Annotated in this window: 22 protein-coding genes; 18 read left to right on the plus strand and 4 right to left on the minus strand. The window is 42.1% G+C overall.

The genetic code is table 11. From position 1 onward, the window contains the following. Positions 1-92 precede the first annotated feature (92 nt). The 6 genes from DVB69_RS16040 to DVB69_RS16065 all read left to right on the plus strand — a co-directional run bounded on the left by DVB69_RS16040 (position 93) and on the right by DVB69_RS16065 (position 6119). Positions 93-851 (plus strand): ABC transporter ATP-binding protein, encoded by a 759-nt coding sequence (locus DVB69_RS16040; RefSeq protein ID WP_116020202.1) that lies wholly within the window; start codon positions 93-95, stop codon positions 849-851. Further along, positions 838-2754: an FtsX-like permease family protein gene (locus tag DVB69_RS16045; protein WP_116020124.1), complete on the plus strand. Its 1917-nt coding sequence runs from the start codon at positions 838-840 to the stop codon at positions 2752-2754. The genes DVB69_RS16040 and DVB69_RS16045 overlap by 14 nt, the downstream gene beginning before the upstream one ends. 67 nt (positions 2755-2821) lie before the next feature. Then, the gene (locus tag DVB69_RS16050) at positions 2822-3238 is read left to right on the plus strand and encodes a VOC family protein (RefSeq protein WP_116020125.1); all 417 of its coding nucleotides are present in this window, start codon (positions 2822-2824) and stop codon (positions 3236-3238) included. 84 nt (positions 3239-3322) lie between these two features. Continuing rightward, positions 3323-3910 carry an ankyrin repeat domain-containing protein gene (locus DVB69_RS16055; RefSeq protein WP_116020126.1) on the plus strand — a complete coding sequence of 196 codons (588 nt, stop codon included), beginning with the start codon at positions 3323-3325 and terminating at the stop codon, positions 3908-3910. 545 nt (positions 3911-4455) lie between these two features. Continuing rightward, positions 4456-5103, plus strand: coding sequence for a hypothetical protein (locus tag DVB69_RS16060; RefSeq protein ID WP_116020127.1), 648 nt, complete (start codon positions 4456-4458; stop codon positions 5101-5103). Next, positions 5100-6119 carry a TolB family protein gene (locus DVB69_RS16065; RefSeq protein WP_116020128.1) on the plus strand — a complete coding sequence of 340 codons (1020 nt, stop codon included), beginning with the start codon at positions 5100-5102 and terminating at the stop codon, positions 6117-6119. The genes DVB69_RS16060 and DVB69_RS16065 overlap by 4 nt, the downstream gene beginning before the upstream one ends. 73 nt (positions 6120-6192) lie before the next feature. Here DVB69_RS16065 and DVB69_RS16070 read toward each other — a convergent pair whose 3' ends face one another. Together DVB69_RS16070 and DVB69_RS16075 are read right to left on the minus strand one after the other, a co-directional pair. Then, positions 6193-6789 (minus strand): hypothetical protein, encoded by a 597-nt coding sequence (locus DVB69_RS16070; protein WP_116020129.1) that lies wholly within the window; start codon positions 6787-6789, stop codon positions 6193-6195. Positions 6790-6899: 110 nt separating this feature from the next. Then, entirely contained in the window at positions 6900-8192 is a 1293-nt protein-coding gene (locus tag DVB69_RS16075; protein ID WP_233505439.1) for an MFS transporter, read from the minus strand. 132 nt (positions 8193-8324) lie between these two features. Between DVB69_RS16075 and DVB69_RS16080 the strand changes: the two genes are divergently transcribed. After that, a complete protein-coding gene (locus tag DVB69_RS16080; protein WP_116020130.1) occupies positions 8325-9542 on the plus strand; it encodes a helix-turn-helix domain-containing protein in 1218 nt (405 codons plus the stop codon). A 59-nt stretch (positions 9543-9601) separates the two neighbouring features. Here the strand turns inward: DVB69_RS16080 and DVB69_RS16085 are convergent, their stop codons facing one another. After that, positions 9602-10204: a nitroreductase family protein gene (locus DVB69_RS16085; RefSeq protein WP_116020204.1), complete on the minus strand. Its 603-nt coding sequence runs from the start codon at positions 10202-10204 to the stop codon at positions 9602-9604. 141 nt (positions 10205-10345) lie between these two features. On the opposite strand from DVB69_RS16085, the gene DVB69_RS16090 reads away from it, so the two are divergent. The 7 genes from DVB69_RS16090 (at position 10346) to DVB69_RS16120 (ending at position 18210) form a co-directional block, all read left to right on the plus strand. Further along, on the plus strand, positions 10346-10699 hold the full coding sequence (locus DVB69_RS16090) for a winged helix-turn-helix transcriptional regulator (protein ID WP_116020131.1): 354 nt from the start codon (positions 10346-10348) through the stop codon (positions 10697-10699). Positions 10700-10882: 183 nt separating this feature from the next. Then, positions 10883-12223 carry an Nramp family divalent metal transporter gene (locus tag DVB69_RS16095; protein ID WP_116020132.1) on the plus strand — a complete coding sequence of 447 codons (1341 nt, stop codon included), beginning with the start codon at positions 10883-10885 and terminating at the stop codon, positions 12221-12223. Positions 12224-12365: 142 nt separating this feature from the next. Continuing rightward, a complete protein-coding gene (locus tag DVB69_RS16100) occupies positions 12366-13922 on the plus strand; it encodes an ABC-F family ATP-binding cassette domain-containing protein (RefSeq protein ID WP_116020133.1) in 1557 nt (518 codons plus the stop codon). 795 nt (positions 13923-14717) lie between these two features. After that, the gene (gene msrA / locus DVB69_RS16105) at positions 14718-15386 is read left to right on the plus strand and encodes a peptide-methionine (S)-S-oxide reductase MsrA (RefSeq protein ID WP_116020134.1); all 669 of its coding nucleotides are present in this window, start codon (positions 14718-14720) and stop codon (positions 15384-15386) included. Positions 15387-15574: 188 nt separating this feature from the next. Next, entirely contained in the window at positions 15575-16357 is a 783-nt protein-coding gene (locus DVB69_RS17900) for a 3D domain-containing protein (RefSeq protein WP_304466160.1), read from the plus strand. A gap of 114 nt (positions 16358-16471) precedes the next feature. Beyond that, entirely contained in the window at positions 16472-17326 is an 855-nt protein-coding gene (locus tag DVB69_RS16115; protein ID WP_116020135.1) for an STAS domain-containing protein, read from the plus strand. Positions 17327-17394: 68 nt separating this feature from the next. Continuing rightward, positions 17395-18210 carry a Cof-type HAD-IIB family hydrolase gene (locus tag DVB69_RS16120; RefSeq protein WP_233505440.1) on the plus strand — a complete coding sequence of 272 codons (816 nt, stop codon included), beginning with the start codon at positions 17395-17397 and terminating at the stop codon, positions 18208-18210. A gap of 291 nt (positions 18211-18501) precedes the next feature. Here DVB69_RS16120 and DVB69_RS16125 read toward each other — a convergent pair whose 3' ends face one another. Next, entirely contained in the window at positions 18502-20196 is a 1695-nt protein-coding gene (locus tag DVB69_RS16125; RefSeq protein WP_116020137.1) for a PucR family transcriptional regulator, read from the minus strand. A 302-nt stretch (positions 20197-20498) separates the two neighbouring features. Here DVB69_RS16125 and DVB69_RS16130 point away from each other — a divergent pair, with 302 nt between their 5' ends. The 4 genes from DVB69_RS16130 to DVB69_RS16145 all read left to right on the plus strand — a co-directional run bounded on the left by DVB69_RS16130 (position 20499) and on the right by DVB69_RS16145 (position 25615). After that, positions 20499-21380: an oxamate carbamoyltransferase subunit AllH family protein gene (locus tag DVB69_RS16130; RefSeq protein WP_116020138.1), complete on the plus strand. Its 882-nt coding sequence runs from the start codon at positions 20499-20501 to the stop codon at positions 21378-21380. Continuing rightward, on the plus strand, positions 21377-22930 hold the full coding sequence (gene fdrA, locus DVB69_RS16135) for an acyl-CoA synthetase FdrA (protein ID WP_116020139.1): 1554 nt from the start codon (positions 21377-21379) through the stop codon (positions 22928-22930). Before DVB69_RS16130 ends, fdrA begins: the two co-directional genes overlap by 4 nt. Further along, positions 22927-24351 carry a YlbE family protein gene (locus DVB69_RS16140; RefSeq protein ID WP_116020140.1) on the plus strand — a complete coding sequence of 475 codons (1425 nt, stop codon included), beginning with the start codon at positions 22927-22929 and terminating at the stop codon, positions 24349-24351. The genes fdrA and DVB69_RS16140 overlap by 4 nt, the downstream gene beginning before the upstream one ends. A 94-nt stretch (positions 24352-24445) precedes the next feature. After that, positions 24446-25615 (plus strand): tetratricopeptide repeat protein, encoded by a 1170-nt coding sequence (locus DVB69_RS16145; RefSeq protein ID WP_116020141.1) that lies wholly within the window; start codon positions 24446-24448, stop codon positions 25613-25615. Positions 25616-25706 lie beyond the last annotated feature (91 nt).

The following is a 25706-nucleotide window of genomic DNA, read 5'->3' on the forward strand; positions in this document are numbered from 1 at the left end:
TTGTCATCCAAATCGAACGACTCCACTGTTTTTCTGCAGTAAAGTAAGTGTATAGAAACAAGGAGGCGTTTTAAGTGTCACAAAAAACTACTATGTTAGAAGCTGTTTCGATTCGTAAATCGTTCGGAACACGCGGACAAGTGCAGCAGGTTTTAAAAGGATTGGATTTCCGTGTGTTGGAAGGCGAATTCGTCGGAATTATGGGTCCTTCAGGTGCCGGGAAGACGACATTATTGAATGTCTTAGCGACTATCGACCGGACAACGGAAGGCTCGATTAAGATAAATGGAACAGATATTTCTTCAATGAACAACCGCAAACTATCGCAGTTCAGACGAGATCAGCTGGGGTTCATCTTCCAGGATTATAATTTGCTCGATACATTGACCGTGAAAGAAAATATTTTACTGCCGATTTCAGTTGGAAACGTGAAACGTGTTGTGGCGGAAGATCGCTTCAAATCGATTGCACGCACTCTTGGGATTACGGAATTAGCGAATAAATACCCTAGTGAAATCTCTGGTGGGCAAAAGCAACGGACTTCTGCCGCACGGGCTTTGATCAACGAACCTTCGATTGTGTTTGCGGATGAGCCGACAGGTGCGCTCGATTCAAAATCAGCCTCGTCCTTGCTTGGTACATTGGCGAAAGTCAACGAAGAACGGGATGTTACGATTATGATGGTGACACATGATCCCGTCGCATCGAGCTACTGCAATCGTGTTGTATTTCTGAAAGACGGGACGATTTACTCCGAGCTGTATCGCGGGGAACAGACGAGGCAGCAGTTCTTTCAAGAAATCCTGAAAGTGCAAGGGATTCTTGGAGGTGACAGCGTTGACGCTCTTTGATCTCGTTGTTCGCAGTATGCGGAAAAACCTGAAACATTACTATTTATACTTTTTTGCATTGATCTTAAGTGTTGTATTGTATTTTGTTTTTGCTTCGTTACAACATGATACAACCGTGATGGAACGAACCGCTGCTTCTTTTAATATGTCATCAGCTTTTAAAGTAGCAGGAATTTTATTGCTGTTCATCTCTGGTGTATTTGTTCTCTATGCGAACTCCATTTTCCTAAAACGGAGAAGCCGAGAAGTAGGACTTTATCAGCTGATCGGGTTGTCTAAATTCACCGTCACCCGAATGTTAGTGACAGAAAACTTCTTGCTCGGAACTGGTGCACTAGCAATTGGAATTGGAATTGGTTTGCTTGTTTCAAGAGTGTTCTTACTGCTTTTAATGAAACTTGTAGGAATAGACGGCGTATTGACACTGTCGTTTTCAGGAGCCGCGATCCTGCAAACTATTGTCGTATTTGTCGTGCTTCTTGCGCTAACCTCTTTACAAATGGCGTTTGCGGTTAAACGCAATACATTGCTGGAATTGTTTAAAGTGGATCAGTCTGGTGAGCGCATCAAAAAACCGAAAACCGTTATTTCTTCTGTACTTGGGATTTTAGGAATGGTCTTAATTGGATTCGGTTATTGGCTGTCAGGCCATATGCTCAACAGTTTACTGTTATACAATATGCTCGCTGTATTGGGATCAGTTATCCTGGGCACATATTTACTGTTTCGAGTTACGATTGGATGGGTGCTTTACCAAATTCGGGTGTCCAAAAATGGTCATCTAGGATTGTCGAATAGCTTGTCATTAGCACCATTGATGCATCGAATGAAAGCGAATGCGAATTCGCTGACGATTATTACTGTGTTGTCTGCAATGACGTTGACAATGCTAGCTGCTGCGTATTCATCATTCTACTCAAATGAAAAAGAAACCCGCTTGGTAGAGCCGTTCGATTATATGATTGAAGGGGACACAACCGCGACGGATCAGTTTAGAAAGGCATTGGATAATGCCGGAATCAAATATCATGCATCTACTATTGAAGCACTTCAGTTGGATGGTGATTATGAAAAGGAACTGAATCCGATGCTTCCTTATAAGGACTTGCAAATTCGAATTGTAAGCGAGCGTCAATTGAGTGAAGCCGGTCTGCCAATTGAAATCAAAGGCTCAAACTCAGGTGTATTTCTAGATGGTGGGATCTATTGGATGCTAAAGTCTGTGGAAGTCCCACTTAATCTGACACTTGAACCTAAAAGGTTGAATAAGACCATATCTGTTGAACGTTTTGCAGAAGGTAATGCATTCAATATGATTGACTACACTTCGACTCTTGTCGTGAACGAAGAGCTTTTTCAGGAGATTAAGTCTGAGTACAAGATACACGAGGAAACGCAGCTTAATCATGCGACGGCGTTTAACTTGCAAAATGAGGGGCAACTTGAAGAAGCAACGGGGCTTTATAAAGATATCGAAAGTCCTGGTAAAAAGTCCGACTATTACACACAATACCGGAACACGCTACAATCTAGCGGTATGCTCATCTTCATAGCCGGATTCCTAGGTCTCGTGTTCCTCATCTCAACAGGAAGTATTCTCTACTTCAAGCAGATGACAGAGGCTGAACAAGAGAAAGCTAGTTACACAACGTTGCGCCAGTTAGGATTCAGTGTTCAGGAAATTATGAAAGGCGTTATTAAGAAACAAGTATTCGTATTCGGACTGCCACTTGCGATAGGATTACTGCATTCAATTTTTGCATTGAAATCCGCGTCGTTCATATTCATGAGTGATGTTACGGTACCGACCGTCATTGCAATGTCCGTTTATATTGCAATCTATTTAATATTTGCGTTCTTGACCGTCGGATACTATCGGAAAACGATCAAAGCTGCGTTATAATAAAAGCATCCAAAACGTCCGCTATTCAACATGAGTAGCGGGCGTTTTTCAAAAGGGGGAACTGCTTGTGAAAGGATTGCTTCATCATATTGAATTATACGTTTCTAATTTGGAACGCTCTGTGGAGTTTTGGGGGTGGCTGCTGGAAGAACTAGGCTACACATTGTACCAGGATTGGCAGGAAGGGAAGAGTTGGAAGCTAGGGGATACGTATCTAGTATTTGTCCAAACCGAAGAGCGATTTCTAGATGTACCATACCATCGATGTCGTACTGGCTTGAATCATTTAGCATTTCATGCAGAGTCCAGAGAGCATGTGGACATAATCACCACTCAATTGAAGAATCGTAACGTAAGAATTCTTTACCCAGATACACATCCGTTCGCGGGTGGTGAGTCCCATTATGCGGTGTATTTTGAAGACCCAGATCGGATGAAAGTTGAAATCGTTGCTTCGAATGATTCTAGAGCTTCCCATGCGTGATTTCTTCATAACAGGCCTAGCAGTCTGACATGTGTGCCTGACGGAAAAGACGGGAATACCGAGACTAAACAAGGAGGCGATTCAATGACAACTGAACTATTAGAAGCTGCCAATCAGCGAGACACTGAGAAAGTGAAAGAATTGATTAAGCAAAATGTAAAGTTGGACATACAAGATAGCGAAGGAAGAACCGCACTTATGATTGCGACGTACAATAACGATGCACCAACTGTAAAAGCGTTATTGGATGCGGGAGCGGATGTCGACATACAGGACAATATGCTAAACAATTGTTTCCTCTATGCTGGCGCAGAAGGCTATATCGATATTTTACGGTTGGCCAACGAAGCAGGCGCAGATCCCACGATTATCAACCGTTATGGCGGAGTTGCAATCATTCCGGCTTCAGAACGTGGTCATGTTGAAATGGTAGAAGTCCTGCTGAATGAGACGAAGGTCAATGTGAATCACGTAAATAAGCTGGGCTGGACCGCTCTTATGGAAGCTGTCATTCTAAGTGACGGTAGTGTTGCGCAGCAAGAAATTATTAAAATCCTGTTAAAACACGGCGCAGATCAGTCAATCACGGACAACGATGGCATCACGCCTCTCCAACATGCGAAGGAGAAAGGTTATTTAGAAATCGTGGACATTCTGGAATCAGTTCAGTAATTATTTAGAAATCCCGTTACTCCTAGAAACTTCAGGTGGAACGGGATTTTTAAATCAATCAACCAATAGATCTCTGTCATTTAGAAGATTGAAGTTCACCTGTATTTAGAAAAATGTTACAATAATGTTTGCACTGAGTAAATGTATTGAACTTTTACGGAATAGAGGGGTTGTCTATGAATAACAAGTGGTACGGAACATACGCCTTAATATTGGGGATTGTATCCTTTTTTACAGGTGAAATTGTCACTTTCATCATGCTTGGGTTTATATTAATCGCTTTAATTAACATCAACACGACGCTCAAAAAAATTCACAATAGAGACAATGAGTCGTCGTAAGAAAGTTTATTAGACAAACTTTAACAGAGCAACTCAATAGAATTGAAAAGAAAATTGATAATTAGCGATAAAAAGTGACTGGCTTTGATTCTATTTTATACTGCGTGTTTAATAACCTGCTGAACTAGAAGAGGCATTGTCACGCGCTTGGCATAATGGTAATCTGAAACAAAAATAGTTCAACTCATTGTGAGGGGGCAAACCATGGCATCTTATTTACTAAAGTTACCGTTAAGCTTATCGGTCAGCTTACTTCTCTTTACATACACTGTGTATCTTGTTCAGTTATTTACACTAGGAGATGCCTATATGGGTTGGTTACTCATTGGTGTCTTGATGAGTTCCGCTCTTCTATTTAGCTGCGCACATCCAAGAAGTTGGATGAGCAAACGTGCGGTGAAGAATACGCTGTTTATTATGAATAGCTTAGTAGTCGGCAGTGGAACTTATCTTGCATCAGATATGGACCAAATGTATTCAACCATTCTCACCATCATCGGCTATTTGTTGTTGGCAGGTATGTTCTTAGGGATTTATCAAACTGCTCTTGCTACTGGACTGGAAACTAACGTGAAGGTGTTACATGTTCTCAACATTACAATTGGCATTGTTTTAACACTAGGTACGTTGTACTTCCTATACATATTATTATTGTTCAGTGAAGATGGAAATGGCGCGATTTGGAAGTTGTTTGTTCCCCTTGTGATTTACGGAATCATCTATTTCATTCAAATGAAAGTATTGAAGGCGCAGCGCAAGAGGATTGTGTATACCTTAGCCGCCATTCAGTTCCTAATACCAGTTGAACTGATTTTGATATGGAGGGCAGTAGCAGGGGGGGGAGGACTTTGAGAAAAACTATTCTGTTTTCATGCTTAATTGTGCTCGTAACAGGAATTTGTTTGTTGCTTGGGTTCACCTATAACATTCCGGATGAAGAGAAACAGCAAGGATTGTCGGGGCAGTTTGATGTTTCGTCAAATGGAAATATCGCGTATGTAACCTATGAAAAAGGGAAACCGACCCTACACGTAAAATCCAATCAGGTCAAACAAATCGTACAGCTTCCTTCAAATCAGTCAATTTTAGATTTAGCTATTATGCCCGATGGAAAATCCGTTCTGTACGTAAATTCGGACAAAGAGCTGGACGAAGAAAGTTCAAGCACGCTCCACCAAGTTGACATCAAGTCAGGTGTAGATAAAATTATTTTCACAAAAGACGCAATCGTGACGGAACTGGCGATTGATCCGAAAGATGAAAATCGACTTTTTTACATTCAAGCAAATAAGTTTTCTAATTATTCACCAGGTGCAACTTTGTATCCTTATGACTGTGATGTATACAGTTATCAGATGGAAAACGACAAGCATCAACAGCATACAGAGTTGAACAAATACAGTATGTCCTCTCTTCAAGTTTCCAGTGAAGATGACTCGATCTATATACAAATGGATGACGATGCGGATGTGGAAACGGAGGAGAACGGCTTCGAAACAAAAGGCCGTGTTTTTAAAATTCCATTGGCTAACCCTGACTACAAAATGGTGATCAGTATTCCTGAAGATACCCAAGACCTCTATGATTTCGTACTCATTCCTGATCGTTCTGAGCTCGTGTACCAGGCCGTAGCAAACACAAACTCGGCGGGCATCTATGAATACGAGCTGTTCTCGTATAATTGGGAGACACAAAGCATTACACAGCTTACCCATTTACACGCATATGCAAAGTACCCGATCTATGGAGCAGACGGAAAAGTGTATTTTATGGTGGATGATGATTTTGGTGGCAGAGATCCAGAAAACTCGTTATACAGGATGAATCCAGATGGAAGCAGTGTAGAAGAAGTATCACTCGAGGAATAAAATTGGTTTGTAATTGAAAGCCATGAAAAAGCAGATGCCACATTTAGTTGTGAGCATCTGCTTTTTTTATAAATTAATTGCTTTGTCCTCTCCCCAAATATTCACCGGTTTCGGGGTTATAAAAAATTTCTGCTTGCTTGCCGTCGATCAAGCCATCCACGGAAATGAATATATTTTCAGCATCCCTTATTAGGTGGAAATGAAAACCATTGGAAAACGAATCGCTCTTGGATCCGGGTTTTAGATGGAATTCTTTCATCGCCGATTTCACAATCAAGGTACTATCAACATTAATGGAGGAAGGTTTGATCGTCAGCTCTTCGGTGCCGTCTAAGAGTTTATAATCGATTAACTTCCCTTTCTCGATAACGAAAAGTAGCCGTTGATGAGTATTCACCAATGCAATAACACCTTGCCAATTCCCACGCTTGCCATCCCTTCCACTCACTTCACCATCATTCACGCTGTTCATAAAAATGAGTTCAGGGTGCGAATCGAATTCCTTGGCCTTTTCCATACTGATGAAATATGCATCTAGCAAGGTTATTTCCGTCTTTTCGACAATAGTAGGAAAGCATATTTCAAGCAAGGATTTGTTCGGAGCTAGTTTCTTATAACCGAACGTTCCAATAACAATTAGGATAAGGACGAAGATAAGTTTCCGTTTCAAACGTGGTTCCTCGCTCTCTAAAAGTAATCAAAGACGATGGAGCTTTTAGAGAGCATATGCGGGACTGTCCTGAAACAGAGCTTTTATAAATGTACAGGTTGCACGTAGCTTTAAGTGGAGACCGTTTCCAGTTCCTCATCAGTCTTCGACTCCGTCACTTGGCGGATGACAGAAGCCCGTAGCAGCATGAACACTGTCAAGATTAACAGTATGCTAGAAGTGATTAAAATCCAAGGCGCTGGCAAGATATCATACAAAAATCCAAAGAGGATCATCCCGAGCGGCATGAGAGCCATCGCCATCGTTTCCAAGATGGAAAACACACGGCCTTTATAGTCGTCGTCAATCAGTTTCATCATGAAGACTTGGATAGGGGTGTTAATGAGCGGTCCCAAGGCTCCGCTGAGGAAAGAAAGCGTTAAGTAAAAAGTGAATATGCTGCCGTATGGTAGGGAAATCAAAAGTGGCACTGCGATTAAACCCATCGACAGACCCATGGCTACAATCCCCCATTTGGATACAGACAGAGGTGAGGAAAACGGTTTACGTGCCGCTATATAGATGGACATAAGAAGCATGCCAACCGCCATCCCCCCTTCAATCAGTCCGAAATGGGAGGGAAGTATCTTCAGCTTTTCAATGAGGATGAACGAGTAGCCGACGGTGACTGCACCAAACAGGAAGTTAACGAGCAAGGCGACCCAGATCATTGCCATCAAAAGCGGCTGCAATCGGGCATAGGCTAACCCGGCCTTCATGCTGTCGAGCATTTTTTCTTTAACGGCTCCTTCTTCCTTCACTTTCCGCTTTGCAAACAGGTTGAAATCCATTGTCGACTCAAGCACAGTGGCAAGGATTGAAGCACTTGCATAGAGGACGAGAAAGACCGGCATGGAAACAGCGCCATAGAGTATGCCGCCGACTGCCGGACTGCCGATTGCTGCAAAAGAGACAGACATCTGGTTCAGCGACATCGCTTTTTGAATTCGTTCTTCATCCACTAGACCTGTGATGGAAGACGTGAAGGCGATTCCTGAAAATGTTGACGCTAACGATAGAACAACGGTCGTTGCGTAAATGGCGGGGAGTGATAACCCATTAGGCAAGCTAATGACAAGCAGACCAAGAATAGCCATGGACGAGACAATCTGTGCAATAATGACAATTCTTTTGCGAGAATACGTATCTGCAACGTATCCGGCAAATGGCGCCATAAGTGTGCGAGGCAGTATGCTGCAAATCAGGTTTGCTGCAAAACTCGTGGCAGAACCGGTCAACTGTAAAATGTAAAAGCTAATGGCGAATGCATAGATTTGCGCACCGAATGCACTAATCATCTTACTCGCAGCAAAAGTCCACAAGTGGTAGGTAGCGCGCTTCAGCTTTATTACGTTTTCATCCAAAATAGTCACTCCATTCAGAAAGTTTAATAGGATTAAACAAAGAATAACATGGAGACTCTTTCATTTCAAGTGAAAGTTTAATATAATTAAACTAACTTGTAAAAGTGAAAGTGAAAGTGGGAGTGAAGCGTTATGAGGACATTAGGAGAGCGGATTCGAGCGCTCAGGAAAGAACGAAAAATGACGTTAGAGGCCTGTGCAGGCGAGCAGATGACAAAAGGCATGCTCAGTCTGATTGAAAATAATAAAGCAAATCCTTCGATGGAGAATCTCAATTATTTAGCGAAGCGACTCGAGGTAGAAGTATCTGAATTGCTGGAAGAAGTGAGTGGCAGCGAGCTCCAAGCGCTGTTGGATGAAGTGGAAAAAATCGTTAAGTTAGAAGACAAAAAAAACTACGGGGAAGCTTTGGAAATGATAGAGCCATTCCTCCAAAAGCTTTTGTCTGGTTACACCGCTGGCCGTCTTTTAGAAATTTACAGTAAGTTTTCATATTTACTAGGCCGTTCAAATTGGAAGCCAATAGCAGAAAGAGCATCATCTATTTACGAAGAGCTCAATATTGTACCGCGGCGCGCAGCAGTAGGGATCTTCCGAGCGATGGTCTTGTTCACGGAGCATCGGTATGAAGAAGCACTCGCACGGCTGTTAAAGGAGAAGGCTGAAGTGGAAAGCCGCAGCGGTTACATCGACCCGCTGACACGCCTGGATTTGTACACATATGAAGTGATTTTCCGTTTTGCTGTCAATGATACGATTGAAGCGACGCGGCTAATGAATGAGGCGATCAGCTATTCGAAAGACAAAATGATTTTTTACCAAGTCGAGCAGTTGTACCGGATGGCGGGTTATCGAGCGTTAATAGACAACGACGAGGAAAAATTAGATTACTATGAGAAGAAACTGCTCCAATACGGGGAATTTGCAGAAGATGATCATGCGGTCTGGTACACGAAACTGATCCGTATCCATCAGCTCAATTCCTTCCAGCATGACCATGATACGGCACTCAAAAAGCTTTCAGAACTGACGGACCCTATTCCAAAGCATGAGTTCTTCCAAAATCTTTTTGCGCTAGAAAGCGGAAAGGCGCTCTACGGGGTGGGTCGCTTTGAGGAGGCATTGCACATGCTAAAACAAGTTGTCATCAGTGAAGATGTGCATCATCCCTTCGACCTTTCCATCTATTATGAAAAAGATGCCTATGCTGCACTGTGTGCTGAGCAACTGGGGGATTTGGCGTCCGCCCGTGAGCTCGCTGAAATAGCAGATTCCAATATGGCTCAGTTGCCGGAGACACCCTATACACAGTTTGTTAAGGAGACAGCCAAACACATAGCGGCGCAATAGAAAGAACGCAAAAACAGAGAATGCACCGTTCAATGCGTTCTCTGTTTTTGAGACTGATCTTATTTGAATATATGCAACCGTTCTCCAATTGGAAGGAATTCCTTTTCGCCTGCAGGAGCTACCACTTTTCCGAAAGGCATTTGTGACATGAGTTTCCATGAAGAAGGAAGGTTCCACTCTGCTTTCACTGCATCATCGATTAATGGATTGTAGTGTTGTAGACTTGCTCCATATCCTTCATCAGAAAGTGCAGTCCAGATGACGTGTTGGACCATACCAGATGATTGCTGTGACCAAGTAGGGAAGTTATCTTTATATTCCTCAAACTGTTCTTGTAAAGATTCGACAACTTGCATATCTTCAAAGAATAGAATGGTTCCGTACCCACTGCCGAACATCGTCATACGCTGTGCAGTCGATTCGAAATTTTCCTCAGGTACGATTTTCTTTAATGTGTCGCTCGTGATTTCCCATAATCGTTTGCTTTGTTCGCCGAAAAGTACAACGACACGTGCCGTTTGTGAATTGAAGGCAGATGGCGTATGTTTTACTGCATGTTGGATGAGTTCCTCCAGTTTTTCATCGGAAAGGATCGGTTCATTATTAATGGCATAAATGGAACGGCGGTTTTCTACGGATTTCAAAAATGTGTTAGACAAGATGAATTCCTCCTTAGTTTTGCGTAAAGGGCTTTGCTTACGCCACTTCACTTCTCTATTAGTATAGTCAGGGTTCTTCTTGTGTGGAAGTACGCACTTTAAAGTGGTATAGTATCTAAAAAGATACCGAAAGGGGGAGTAAGTATGGAAGGTGAAGTGTCTCAATGCCGAGTGGAAGAAGCGCTCGGCATTGTAGTCGGGAAATGGAAGCCAGTCATCATTTTGTATTTGTTACACGAAGGAACGAAACGGTTCAGTGAGTTGAAACGAAGCATGCCAGGGATTACGCAAAAGATGCTGACAAAGCAGCTACGTGAGTTAGAAGTGGAAGACATCATTCAACGCGTTGTCTATCCTCAAGTTCCGCCTAAAGTGGAATATTCGATGACGGAGTATGGAAAAACACTAAGCCCAATATTAGAAGCGATGCATCAGTGGGGGACGAATCATGTCGTACACAAGCAGGCTATGGGAGTTGTTGAAAAACAAGCTAAATAGGGATAAATGTTAGAGGAACCGCTCAGACTAATCTGAACGGTTTTTTTAGTTTTTTCAGATTTTTAAAATTCAAGCAAAGTAATTTACTTCTCGGAAAATCATGCTATGCTAGTAAACATTAAATGGAAAAGTCCTAGTTTAACTAAAAAGTTGCACGAGGGAAAGAAAGTTAGGAGGTTACTTATGACCGAAAGGAAAGGTGGCTGGCTTCGAGAGAATAATGGAGTCAGCTTAGAAGAAGTCAATAGCACGATTGATGTGGGAAACAAAAAAGGGTTTTGGCGTAAACTCTTTGCTTTTGCAGGACCGGGTTCGCTAGTTGCAGTTGGATATGTAGACCCAGGTAACTGGGCGACTTCGATTGCTGGTGGTGCACGTTTCGGATATATATTGCTGAGTGTTATTCTCATCTCAAATTTAATAGCCGTACTGTTGCAATCCTTATCTGCAAAACTCGGAATTGTAACAGGAAAAGATTTAGCACAGGCAACTGGGGCATCGGTTGGTAGGAAGATGTCCATCTTCTTATGGATTATTACGGAGTTGGCAATTATTGCGACCGATCTTGCAGAAGTCGTTGGATCAGCGATTGCCTTGAATCTACTTTTCGGGATTCCATTATTAGTCGGTATCGCGATTACGACATTGGATGTTTTGCTCCTCCTCTATTTACAGAAGAAAGGTTTTCGTATTATTGAATCCATTGTTGTTGTGTTAATGGCAACTATTTTTGTCATATTTGTGTTTGAGGTGATTTCGTCCAAACCAGAAGTAGCTGCACTGTTTGCTGGATATGTACCAAAAGCAGAGATCTTAACGGATCCGAGCATGCTGTTCATAGCACTTGGCATTTTGGGAGCAACTGTGATGCCACACAATCTTTATTTACATTCCTCCATTGTGCAAACACGTAATTATGAACGGACGCAAGTTGGGAAAAAAGAAGCCATTAAGTTTTCACTGATTGATTCGGGCTTCTCCCTTACAATTGCGTTTCTCATTAACTCAGCAATTCTAATTCTTGGTGCTGCTGCGTTTTACGGAACCAAACTGGATGTTACTGAAATTGAAGCCGCTTATAATTTGTTGAGTCCGACAATCGGAGTCGGTATTGCTAGTACGTTGTTTGCAGTAGCACTACTTGCATCGGGTCAAAATTCCACCATTACAGGAACAATTAGCGGCCAGATTGTTATGGAAGGGTTCATTAATTTACGGATCACTCCGTGGCTACGCAGACTCATTACGCGCTTACTTGCGGTTATTCCGGCATTCATCGTCACTTGGATTGCAGGGTCAAAAGGTACTGGTGAACTGCTGTTATGGAGTCAGGTAATCTTAAGTTTGGCTCTTCCTTTTGCGGTAGTTCCGCTTGTGAAGTTTACAAGTGATAAAGAGAAAATGGGTGAGTTTGCGAATTCATTGCCTATCAAAATTCTGGCATGGACAAGTACAGTCGTCATTATTATCTTGAACGTGTTCCTAATCGGATATATCGTTGTGACTGGGCATGACCTCGGTTAAATGGAAAACGTCTCTTTTTAGAGACGTTTTTTTCATGGTGAAGGTGGCGGTCATCCACTGTTTTTAGTATGATAGCGTATATATGCGAATTGGTAATAGTTCTGATTCCCTTGAATGTGGAAAGAAAGAAAAGGTGTACAAGATGAGTTTATTAACAGTAACAGACCTGAGTCATGGATTTGGGGATCGAGCAATTTTTGAAGATGTGTCGTTTAGATTGTTAGCAGGCGAGCATATTGGGCTTGTTGGAGCTAATGGTGAAGGTAAATCTACATTTATGAATATAATTACGCGCAAATTAGAGCCGGATGCTGGAACAGTCACATGGGCTAAGCGTGCACGTATTGGGTATTTAGATCAACATGCAGCGCTCAAACAAGGAATGACAATTCGAGATGTGTTAAGAACTGCGTTTCAATACTTATATGACATGGAAAGTGAAATGAATGCACTGTTTGCAAAAATGGCTGATGTGGATCCAGACGAACTTGAAGCGATTTTAGAAGAGACTGGTCAAATTCAAGAGAATCTTGAACAGAATGACTTTTATATATTGGATTCAAAAGTTGAAGAGGTTGCAAATGGTCTAGGGTTGGATGAATTCGGATTGGACCGTGACGTACACGATTTAAGTGGTGGACAGCGTACGAAAGTATTACTTGGTAAATTGCTGTTGGAAAAACCAGATATTCTATTACTGGATGAGCCGACTAACTATTTAGATGTAGAGCATATTGAGTGGTTGCGCAATTACTTGCAAAACTACCCAAGCTCGTTTGTACTAATCTCGCATGATATTCCATTTCTAAATAGTGTTGTAAACTTGATATACCATATGGAGAATCAGGAAATCACACGATATCCAGGTGATTACAATGACTTTTTACGCGTTCATGAGATGAAAAAGCAACAAGTCGAAGCAGCTTATAAAAAGCAACAAAAAGAGGTTGCCGGACTGAAAGACTTTGTTGCCCGTAACAAGGCAAATGCAGCGACGAGTAAGATGGCACAATCTCGCCAGAAAAAACTCGATAAGATGGACATGATCGAACTTGATTCTGAAAAGCCGAAACCCCGGTTTGACTTCAAAATGGCGCGGACGCCAAGCAAGTATTTGTTTGAAACAAAGCAGCTCGTGATTGGATACGATGAACCATTATCAAGTCCACTGGACCTTTCAATGGAACGTGGTCAGAAAATCGCATTGTCAGGTGCGAACGGAATCGGTAAAACTACATTGTTAAGAAGTTTACTTGGTGAAATTCCAGCCTTAACTGGTACGGTTGAACGTGGCGAACATTTGGCTATTGGTTATTTCGAGCAAGAGATGAAATCAGATAGTAATAAAACGTGTTTGGAAGAGATTTGGAGTGAGTTTCCCCACCTGACTCAATACGAAGTGCGTGCAGCTCTCGCTCGCGTAGGACTCACGAATAAGCATATTGAAAGTAAAGTGAAAGTATTGAGTGGTGGCGAACGAGCTAAGGTGCGTTTGTGTAAACTTGTTAATCGGGAAACGAACCTACTTGTGCTCGATGAGCCGACGAATCACTTGGATGTCGATGCAAAAGCTGAACTGAAGCGTGCGCTGACCGAGTTTAAAGGAAGTGTCCTGCTCATTTCCCACGAGCCTGATTTTTATGAAGGTGTCGTGAACAAAATGTGGAACGGCGAGACATGGACGACAAAGATGTTTTAATAAGAGAAACTGCGAGTATGCCAATGAAATTTGGTGTGCTTGCAGTTTTTTGTGTTAAGAACGTGTAGGTAAACAAGCGAAGCGCTACCAAGGAAGTCCCTTATTCATGCTGGATCGTGTCCCGTTGCCAATTATTATCGCCATGTGACCGATTCCATTTCTCAGCAAGATTAGCCCATCCTGAAAGAAGCGAAGCGCTACCAATTAATCCCTTAAAGCGCTTGGATAGTGCCCTGTTAAAGTGAAGCTCTTGGTTTGGACAGTTAAACTCCTCTGAGACGCGAATGAATTCTATTGGTTATGAGCGGAAATCGGGATTTATGATCACAATCCAGAGTTTATGAGCGGAAATCGAGATTTATGATCACAATCCAGAGTTTATGAGCGGAAATCGAGATTTATGATCACAATCCAGAGTTTATGAGCGGAAATCGAGATTTATGATCACAATCCAGAGTTTATGAGCGGAAATCGGGGTTTATGATCACAATCCAGAGTTTATGAGCGGAAATCGGGATTTATGATCACAATCCAGAGGTTATGAGCGGAAATCGGGGTTTATGATCACAATCCAGAGTTTATGAGCGGAAATCGGGATTTATGATCACAATCCAGAGGTTATGAGCGGAAATCGAGATTTATGATCACAATCCAGAGTTTATGAGCGGAAATTGAGGTTTATGATCACAATCCAGAGGTTATGAGCGGAAATCGAGATTTATGATCACATCTTCATTCCACTATGGATTAATCCTTATCTGAAAATGGGTACAGTAAAACAAATGGGGTGAAATCATGGATCCAATGACGATAGTAGAGGTAGAACGAGGAGTACACGAAGTACCTTTTGAAACAGCGTTATTTGGCATGGGGTGCTTCTGGGGACCGGAATCTAGGTTCGGGGGAATTTCAGCTGTGCTCAGGACGCGTGTAGGATATGCGGGGGGGACTAGTGAAAATCCAACGTATCGTAAACTGGACGACCATACGGAAACGGTGGAAGTGGATTTTGACCCTAGACTTGTCTCCTATGAAGAGCTACTGAAAGTATTTTGGAACAATCATTATCCGAATCGTGACGCGTATAAAGGACGACAATATTTGTCTATTCTTCGCTATCGTAACGAAAAGCAACTTCACGACATTACGCGTATCAAAAAGGAAATGGAAGCTTCTATAGGAGAAGGAATTGAAACAGAAATTGCTCCGTTCGAATCGTTTACCCTTGCAGAACCACGTCACCAAAAATACTATCTCAAGCGCTATCCAAAGGCACTCGAACAAATCGAAGTTTTGTATCCTGACCTAGGAATGTTAGTGGACTCAACGTTTGCCGCGCGTCTGAATGGGTTTGTAAAAGGGTTTGGCACGCGCCAAGATCTACTCACAGAAGTGAAGAAGTGGCCGATCACCAGTGATGCCCAGCAACTATTAATAGACAGACTTCAGAATATGAAATGCTAGCAAACAACCACTAAAAAAGTAGCGGATTCCCAGGTAAAGGGAGTCTGCTACTTTTTGGTTTTTAAATTAAGAAACTCTTCAATTATCAAATGAATGATTAAAAAGTATAGGAGTGGTAATACTTACAAACAGCGTCGAAAGAATGATGGAAGCGGCGCGCATTTTTAATCAATGAAGGAGGAACTCATTTGAAAAAGATTGTACAAGCAATTGTTTTCCTGTTGGCAATTGTACTGGTAGCAGCACCTGTTGTTGCCGAGTCGAACGAGTCAGTTTCAGTAGATGAATCAGAAGTTACAGAGGGTAGGAATGCTTATCCGTTCCAACCTGCAGTTGGATCAGAACTTGTTGCGGATAATCCTCTTTTAGAAGAGAAAACCTCGCTGACGTACAACGTGCAGCCTGGAGATAACTTATACAGAATTGCACTAGCACACTCTGTTCCCGTACAATCATTAATCGAGTGGAATGGTCTTGCAAGCGAACTCATTCATCCGGGAGATGTACTGAATGTCTCCATAGAGGCACCGGGTTCAACGACGAATATGAAAAAGATGAAACAAGTCATTGCTACTGCACCTATCACCAAGCAAGAATCGAATGCCTTGCCTGCAGTAAAACAAGTGGTTGCGACTAAAACGGCATCTGCTCCTACATCCGTTCCTGCTTCAAAGCAGTCAGGAAGTGAACTTACCATGACTGCAACGGCATATACCGCATATTGCAACGGCTGTTCCGGTACAACGAAAATTGGTATTAACTTACGTGCAAACCCGAATCAAAAAGTAATCGCAGTAGATCCATCCGTCATCCCACTTGGTTCTCGTGTTTGGGTTGAAGGGTACGGGGAAGCGATAGCGGGAGATACAGGCGGGGCGATTAAAGGACATAAAATTGATGTGTTCCTACCTGGTTTAGATTCAGCCATGGCATGGGGAGTTAAAAAGGTTCGAGTCAAAATTTTACACTAAGTACTTATCCGGAGAGGAGACTCTCCGTTTTTTTCTGCAAAAAATGTGATACTGATGTAAGATGGACATAGGGTAAGCATGTACATTTAAGAAGAGACAGGGGTAGGACAAACGATGATGGATTGGAATAAGGAATTAAACATCTACTTGATGGACACTATCAATACGATAACAGATGAATGGCTCGCGCTTCGTGATTCTGGTAAGAAGTCCATCTACTCCAGTGATGCAGGCGCTTTGACTGAGCAAACGTTGAGGGATCAGAATAATATGACGAACCGAACAATTGCTAGCAGTTTGTTAGGTCCTTCAGGAGAATTTGAGGAGCAAAAAGCAGAATGGGCAGAATTGATTGCTAAGAGCCGGATTGCATCAAATACGTCGATATCTGAAGTGGTCGATGCCATTAGTCGTGTACGAAAAGTTTTTTGGCGGCAAATTGAACGTTTTGTGGGACAGCAGACTGAAACGGTTCCTGTTACGGTTGTCTTGCAGTGGGGGGAAACGATCCATTTAGCATTTGACGAATTGCTGATAGCTTTCTCCGATATGTACTTCACATTAATGACAACGCGCTTAAGTGCACAGCAAAGTCTGATCGCAGAGCTGAGTTCTCCTATTATTAAAATTAACGAGAACATCGGGATTTTACCACTAGTCGGCGACATCGACACCGATCGTGCAAAAGCCATTTTGGAAGTCATTCCCGCAAAATGTATGGAAGCGGATATTATAAACTTATTTATCGACTTATCGGGTGTTTCGATAATCGATACGATGGTCGCTAACCAAATTTACGAAGTTGTCCAAGTCCTCAACTTACTTGGCGTGAAGTCAACAATTACCGGGATTCGCCCTGAAATCGCGCAGACATCCATTCAATTAGGATTGGATTTCTCAACGATTGAAACACATAGTTCATTGGAACAAGCGTTAAAAGACCGATATATTGTGAAGAAAGTGGACTAAAGGGTTACTACCATGAACTTGAAATGTACATTAACGTACTTAAGTCATCTCAGCTAGGAGGAATGGAATTGAACAATAAAAAAATAGTGTTTTTTGATTTGGATGGGACGTTGATGAGTCACGACAAAACCATTTTACCGTCAACCAAAGAGGCGTTGCACGCACTTCGTAAAAAAGGGATCATTACCGTCATTTGCACAGGGCGCGCCCCGAGAATGTTCCAAGAACTACTGACCGAGTTAGAGTTCGATTCATATATTTCGATGAATGGCCAACATGTTGTCTATGAAAACAACGAATTATTCTCCAATCCGATGGACACAGAAATCCTGACAGAATTGAGCGCGCTAGCAAAAGAAAATGGACATGGCATTACATATTCCAATTCTGAAGTGTTCGCTGCAAACGAAGCTGAACATCCTCTTGTTTCTGGAAGTCTAGGCCGACTGAAGCTGAAATATCCGGAAGTGGATGCAGAAATCTTTGCTCATTCACCTGTCCACCAAATTCAGTTATATGGCAATATGGATGATATGCAGTCGTACAAAGATCGCTATCAAGAGGACTATGTTTTTATTCACTGGGATGAAAATGCAGTTGACATGTTGCCAAAAGGCGCATCAAAAGCAGTAGGCATCCGTGAAATGATGGAACACCTCGAAATTCCCATTGAAAATAGTTATGCTTTTGGGGATGGACCGAATGACTTTGAAATGATTGAATTCGTTGGAACAGGAATCGCAATGGGGAATGCAATTCCTGAGTTGAAGGAAAAAGCAGATCTTGTGACGGATACGTGTTCTAATGACGGCATTGTGAAAGGCCTATTTGCTTGTGGGTTGTTGGAGGAAGCAGAAGTTACTTTGCACAACAATCACTACTAAGCTAGAACAGTGTGACGATACCATACGGGCATATACACCTGGCGCAGATTTCAATGATATAGAATAATGGTGTATCAGAATAAAATTGAATTACTATACGAAAACGCATCCTACATGCAGAGGATGCGTTTTCTGTATGACCGTAACACTTCAGTGTATCTAAAACGTTACTGCGGTATGAATAGGTACAATGAATTTACGATTTTATAACTCGTCGGTTAGCTGGCAATTTAATTTTTGAGTAATGTTCCGAAAAACTCCAACTGAACGTTGCTAAGAATCTAAAAGATTTCATAAGTTTTTATCAAGTATACGGAAAATTTTTAATGCGATTTGAATTCGAAGTACGTCTTCAGAATGCTTAATATCGAGGCCTAGGATTTCTTGAATACGTTCGATTCTGTAGATGAGAGTATTTCGATGAATGAACATCGCTTTAGCGGTTTCCGTGACGTTAGAGTTATTCGTGAAATAGTATTCAAGTGTTTCAATATAGGCAGTTCCGTTTTCCTGATCGTGTGTAAATAATAGGCCTAAACACTTTTCAAAAAACTCTACCAACGCATGTTCTTTAATGTTTGAATCTAATAAATGGTATACCGCGTAGTCCTCATAATGGGCGACTTCATTTTTTTCATTAAGCTGTTGCGTCAGACGAATCATTTCATTTGCTTCTGAAAAACTCTTATAAAGAGAGCTGATTCCTTCAACTTGACGTCCGATTCCAATCATACATCGTTCTTTTATAGTCTCTGATAGAGATTCGTGAAGTCCGTTGGCGTAGGCTTTTATATCTGTAATGGAGTCCACCGGGTTATCTTCATTTTGACCAATTAGAACAATAATCCGATTACTCCTATAGAAACAAGTGATTTCACCTTTAGCTTTATAGGATTGACTATTTACAACAGCTACACATTTTTTAGCAATCTTCTCCATCTTGTATTTCCAAATAATCATATCCTCATATTGTTCCACTTCACTTGGTTTAATATTGATTACCATACAATAATAACGATATTGTGCATTCATACCGTGCAAGTCACACAGCGTTTGAAGTGTAGTTGAGGATTTGATTTTTCCGGCAAGTAAATCGTCGAAAAAGTCTTGTCTGATTTCTAACTTTACTTCCTCTATTTCTTTTGCTTTAATGCGCTCGAGAGCCATGATCGTTGACGCTTGCTCTAAAATAATGTAGTCGAATTCGAGGAGATCCCGCATCGTTTGCCAAACAATGATATAACCATATACATTGTTTGAAACTGCAATGGGTAGAATTCTACAGACAATCATCGTGTCGTCAGATGTGAAACTCCGCTTAATCGATCGCTTCATCGAACTGAAATTTTTAGGGATTTGTCGGATGAAAGATTCGTCAAATAGAGGTGCGCTTTTGGATAACGATAAATAGTTAGCAATGGGTTCTGGATTGCCCTTAGCTTCCGCACTCGTCAAGTATCTCCAATCTTGATCTACAATGAGTATTGGATTTTCAATAGCTTCGGCAAGTGTTGATGAAATTAGAGATAAGCCCCCACCCTCCAAAGAAGTTTTGAAGAATAGATTATGAATATCTAACGTCTTGCGGTTCAGCAAATCGTACCGTCCTGACGCTTTTTCGTTAATGATTGAAATGACATTGGACAACGTATAACCGTACGGCAACTCAAGGAGAGGGAGACCATATTCATTTGCCTTTTTAATCATATTATCAGGAAGCTTTTCGAAGTATCTTTTTGTTTTAACAATGAGACCTGAACAATTGATTTCTGAGAGCTCCTGAATAATTCGGTTTTGGAGATTTTCATCGTCCTTGAAAATATAACCAGTAGATAGCAATAACTCATTTGGTGATAGCCAGTCGAAGGCATCTGGATTTTCCATTATATTCACCAGAGAGATTTCATTATTTAGTCCAGCGTGGCCTGCTACTACTTTTAAACCATCAATTGCCTTGATTGTCAGTAAGTCTTGAACTTGTAACATTGTGCTCCACTCCTGCTCGCTTCATCCACTTGTGCAAGTTGCACAAGTGGATGAAGCGTTTTTTGGTTTCAATAAACGATGACCGTTTGTAAGCTTAGGAATATAGTGAGGATTGTAAGGTTCAGTATAGGTGAAAGATTTAAAAAAAGATATTCTTTTGTAAGTTTACCTAAATAGGCATGAGTACGTGCTCAACACTTGAACACTAAAAGGAGGGCGAGGCATTGATAAGAATCAGTACTTTCTGTTGTGCTTCAAACAGTAAAACGGTATGAATCCATTGTCAGGAATGGGGAAACGTTATGATCTTTGCTCTATCTGGAGATCGTCATTTCCTTCAAAACTTGAAGGAAGGGAAAATGACCGGATACGTCCACAGTATATTCAAGAGAACGATTAACATGGTTTGTTTGGAAAATGAGCAATTATTTACAATTGCTTGTAAAGAAATCGATAATGCACCCAATACATTACTACTTGATTGTCTAACTATGGAGAACTTACCAATTGCGGTTAATGATCACGTTTGGTCCGATGGATATGTGCTTTGGATTGGAACTTCTCAAGGTATCTCGCTCTCAGGGACACAATCGTGGGAAATGAAACTACCAGACTACCCAAATAATACAGATCTTCTCAGGAAGAATCTAAAGTACGTGAAACAGAGAATTGGTGAAGTGGGCAAAGCCGGTGGGATTAAACCTCTTGTGAAGTACGCAACACCATTTGAAGAACAAGTAAGTGTCATGCTTTCAAGGAAAACCGAATCACTTGTCGCATATCTAGCAGCGGGTGACTTAGCAGAATCATTGAAATGTGCTCAGTCACTTCTAGGACTTGGGCCGGGACTAACACCATCTGGAGATGATTATTTAACCGGGATGATTGCAGTCTTCATGGTTAACAAGCATCCGATTCCGGAGCTTCGTACTTTTGGTGAAAGTATCGAAGTATTTGCAAGAACAGCAACCCACATCATTAGCTATAGTGCGATTGAGCAAGCATCCATTGGAAGAGTAAGACAATCCATCGCTCAGCTGATCACTTTTATATTCACAGGTGACGAAGAGCTCTTGCCTGCAGTAGACGAAGTATTGAAAATCGGTTCCTCATCAGGAACAGACATTGCCATAGGCATTGTTGCAGCAATTGAACTTACTATGAAAATCGGAGGTAACTTATGACTGTTCAAGTACTCGTGAAATCCAATACGTATATCGACTCGGTATCGTTAATGTCTTTATCTACGAAGGCGAACAAAGTTGAGGGAATTGAGCAAGCGATCATTGCAATGGGAACTGAAATGAATAAAGAAGTGATTTCAAATGTAGGTCTTATGACATCAGAAGTGAAAAGCGCTAAAACAAGCGACTTGATGATTATTGTAAAAGCAGCAAATGAGGAAGCGTGTGAAAGTGCTTTTAAAGAAATTGAAGAGTTGATGAATAAGAAAAAAGAAACAAGTGTTGGGAACAGTGAAATTACGTATTCAACCATTTCTGCCGCTGTGGAGAATATCCCAGAAGCGAATTTGGTAGTCATCGCTGTAAACGGCTCATATGCACCACGTGAAGCTAGAAAAGCATTGGAACAAAATCTGCATGTCATGATGTTCAGCGATAATGTCAGTGTTGAAGACGAAATTGCGCTAAAGCAATTGGCCCACGAAAAAGGGTTGCTCATGATGGGCCCTGACTGCGGAACAGCGATTATCGGAAATGTTGCTTTGTGCTTTGCCAATACAGTTCGTAAAGGCAACATCGGAATCGTAGGGGCTTCTGGTACGGGTAGTCAGGAAATCAGTGTCCGGATTCATGAATTCGGCGGTGGAATTACGCAGCTGATCGGTACGGGGGGACGCGATTTAAGTGAAGCGGTAGGCGGAATCATGATGGTCGATGGCATTCGAGCGCTTGAAGAAGACGAAGCGACTGAAGTGATTGTCGTTGTGTCAAAACCACCTGCACCAAGTGTGGAAGAGAAAGTCCTTGCGCAAATCAAACAATGCAGTAAACCAGTGGTTGTGTGGTTTATTGGTGGAGATGAAGAGAAAGTCAAACAGGCTGGTGGCCACTTCGCCAAAATGTCTAAAGAAGCAGCGTTGAAAGCAGTTATTCTTGCAGGAGCAAATGAGGATGAATTGAATAAGCGTGCTTTGAATCTGCCGCTAATAGATGAGGTTCGTGCTAAATTGAAGCCTGAGCAACGATACATTCGTGGATTATTCAGTGGTGGAACGTTATGTGACGAAGCTATGCATATCGTGATGGAAAAGTTCGAAGATGTCTACAGCAATATTCAAAGAGATCCGGAATACCGTTTGAAAGATGTCTCGGTCAGTGAAGCACATACGTTCATCGACTTCGGGGATGATCAGTTCACACAAGGTAAGCCTCACCCAATGATCGATCCTTCGACACGTATAGAGCGTTTTAAACAAGAAGCGAAGGATCCTTCAGTAGGTGTGATTGTAATGGATTTCGTCCTTGGATATGGTTCACACGAAGATCCGGTGGGGGTCATGCTTCCAAGTATCATCGATGCAAAACAAGCTGCAGAAGCAGAAGGACGTCACTTGGAAGTCATAGGATACATCCTTGGAACAGAATTAGATAGTCAGAACTTGGAAGGTCAAATCAGCAAGCTACTTGCTTCAGGTGCAACGCATGCGAGCAGTAGTCAGAATGCTGGTCTATTAGCGAGAGAATTCGTCGTGAAAGGAGAACAACTATGAGTAAAATTCAAGAATTGTTTACTACACAATTGAATGTCGTCAATGTAGGAATTGAATCATTTAGCGAAGATCTCAAGCAGCAAAATACACCAGTCACGCACCTAGATTGGGCTCCTCCTGGAGGGGGAAATCAAGAGCTGATTGCAGCACTTGATAAGTTGGAAGAGGCAGGGATTGTAGAAAAAATTGAAGCAGCAAATGCAGAAGCGGTTCAACGAATTATTCAATCTCAACCTGTTCTCATTGGGTTTGACCAAGCCATCAATGTCGTACCTGGTATGACAAAGACGACCATTCTTCACGCAGGGCCACCCATCACTTGGGATAAGATGAATGGGCCGATGAAAGGCGCAGTAACAGGTGCCATTGTGTTTGAAGGCTTAGCGAGTAATTTAGAAGAAGCGGCACAACTTGCAGCGTCTGGTGGCATTACATTCTCTCCTTGTCATGAGCATAATTGCGTCGGATCGATGGCTGGAATTACGTCTGCTTCCATGTACATGCACATTGTCGAGAACAAAACTTATGGAAATATCGCATATACCAATTTAAGTGAACAGATGTCGAAAATACTCAGAATGGGTGCTAACGATGAAAGTGTAATCGACCGTTTAATTTGGATGAGAGATTTGTTCGGTCCGATGTTACGGGATGCGATGAAACTTAACCCTGAAGGAATCGATTTGCGACTCATGCTCGCCCAAGCGCTGCATATGGGAGATGAGTGTCATAACCGTAATGTAGCGGGAACTACACTTCTGATTCAGGCGTTAACGCCATACATCATTCAAACAGGTTACACAGTCCAACAGCAAAAAGAAGTATTTGACTTCGTGTTGAGTAGTGATTACTTCTCAGGACCTACGTGGATGGCGATGGCAAAGTGTGCATTGGACGCAGCGCACGGAATCGAGCACAGCACAATCGTGACAACAATGGCGAGAAATGGTGTAGAGTTCGGAATTCGTGTGAGTGGCGCCAAAGGAAACACTTGGTTCACAGGCCCTGCTCAAAAAGTGGTGGGACCCATGTTTGCCGGGTACAAACCGGAAGACTCAGGATTGGATATCGGTGATAGTGCGATTACTGAGACGTACGGAGTCGGTGGATTTGCAATGGCTACAGCTCCAGCAATCGTTGCGCTCGTAGGCGGAACAGTGGATGACGCAATCGGTTACTCCACAAAAATGAAAGAGATCACAACAGCCGAGAATCCAAATGTCACCATCCCTATGCTCGATTTCATGGGAATTCCTTCAGGGATTGACGTTCGAAAAGTGATTCAATCTGGCGTACTGCCGATCATTAATACAGCAATTGCCCATAAGGATGCAGGAATCGGAATGATTGGTGCAGGAATTACGCATCCACCGATGGAGTCATTTGAAAAAGCATTACTAGAGTTGGCACAACGCGTATAACAACATTTTCCTTTGTTTGACTAACACATGATTCACCTCTTATGCACAACTGAGGTGAAGCATGTGATACACAAGAACGGAAGGAGAGGGAAACATGGTAAATGACAAACTGTCTGATGAACTGCTCACAAGCTGTAAACAAGGCGATCTGTCTTTAGTCGAACTTGCATTAGATAAGGGTGCGAATCTGGAAGCCCGTGATGCACAAGGTCGAACAGCACTGATGTTGGCTACACAGAAGAATCATAAAGAGATGGTAGCGAGATTGATCACAGCAGGAAGTGATGTGAATGCGCGTGACATAACACAACTTACTCCATTCATTTGCGCTGCAGCAAACGGGTTCGATGAACTGATTCCCCTGATGGTTGAAGGGGGAGCAGAGTTAGCAAGTGTTAACCGTTTCGGAGGAACCGCTCTTTTACCTTCGAGTGAAAAAGGATATTTGAAAACAGTTGAACTGTGTATTGAAGCAGGTGTTCCTGTCAATCACATCAATGACTTGGGCTGGTCAGCATTGCTTGAAGCTGTAATTCTAGGTGATGGCGGCTACTTGTACACCGACGTGATTAGAGCGCTTGTTAGTGCAGGTGCGGATACTCACCAACAAGACCGTGATCGTGTATCATCCATGCAACATGCGAAAAATAAAGAACAATCTAGAGTCCTATCGATACTCGAGAATGAGCAAGTCGCTCAAAACGAGGCGATTCTTCAAGCAAAATTATTTGCAAAAGAGTCTCATTTATCCGACGCGATCGCAACAATCGATACAGCACTGAGTGACAACAATCGTAGTATGGAAGAGTTGCTCTATTATAAAGGGTATTTCCTTCAACAAAGGAAGCAATTCTCTGAAGCAATTGATGCGTACAATCAAGCATTGCAGAGTGATCAGTCGGAGTTACAATTCCATTTCTACATTGCAAACTGCTACCGACTACAGAAGCAGCAAGATTTAGCACTAGCCGAATTTGATAAGGCGATTGCGCTGGCACCAACAGACACGTTCTTCTTGTATCACAAATCGAATTACTTACGTGAATTCGGACGACACGAAGAAGCTGTGGAAGTGATGAATCGGCTACTTGAGCTTAAGCCAACACGCTATGATTTTTCTTTTCATAAAGCAAACAGTCTTCGCACGCTAGGAAGACATCAGGAAGCCATCGACGCGATCGAAAATGCAATTGCCAACGATCCAACGAATCCGTTATATACAACGCACAAAGCAAAGTCTGTTGAATTACTTCAAGGGGAGTAGACAAGCAGACGGATGATCTAATTTAAATTATCGATTACAAAGCACCTATTCTATGAAGCTCTTCCATATTATAAGAAGTAGGGAGTGTAGG

It is taken from the genome of Sporosarcina sp. BI001-red (genome assembly GCF_003384035.1).
Lineage (GTDB): Bacteria > Bacillota > Bacilli > Bacillales_A > Planococcaceae > Sporosarcina.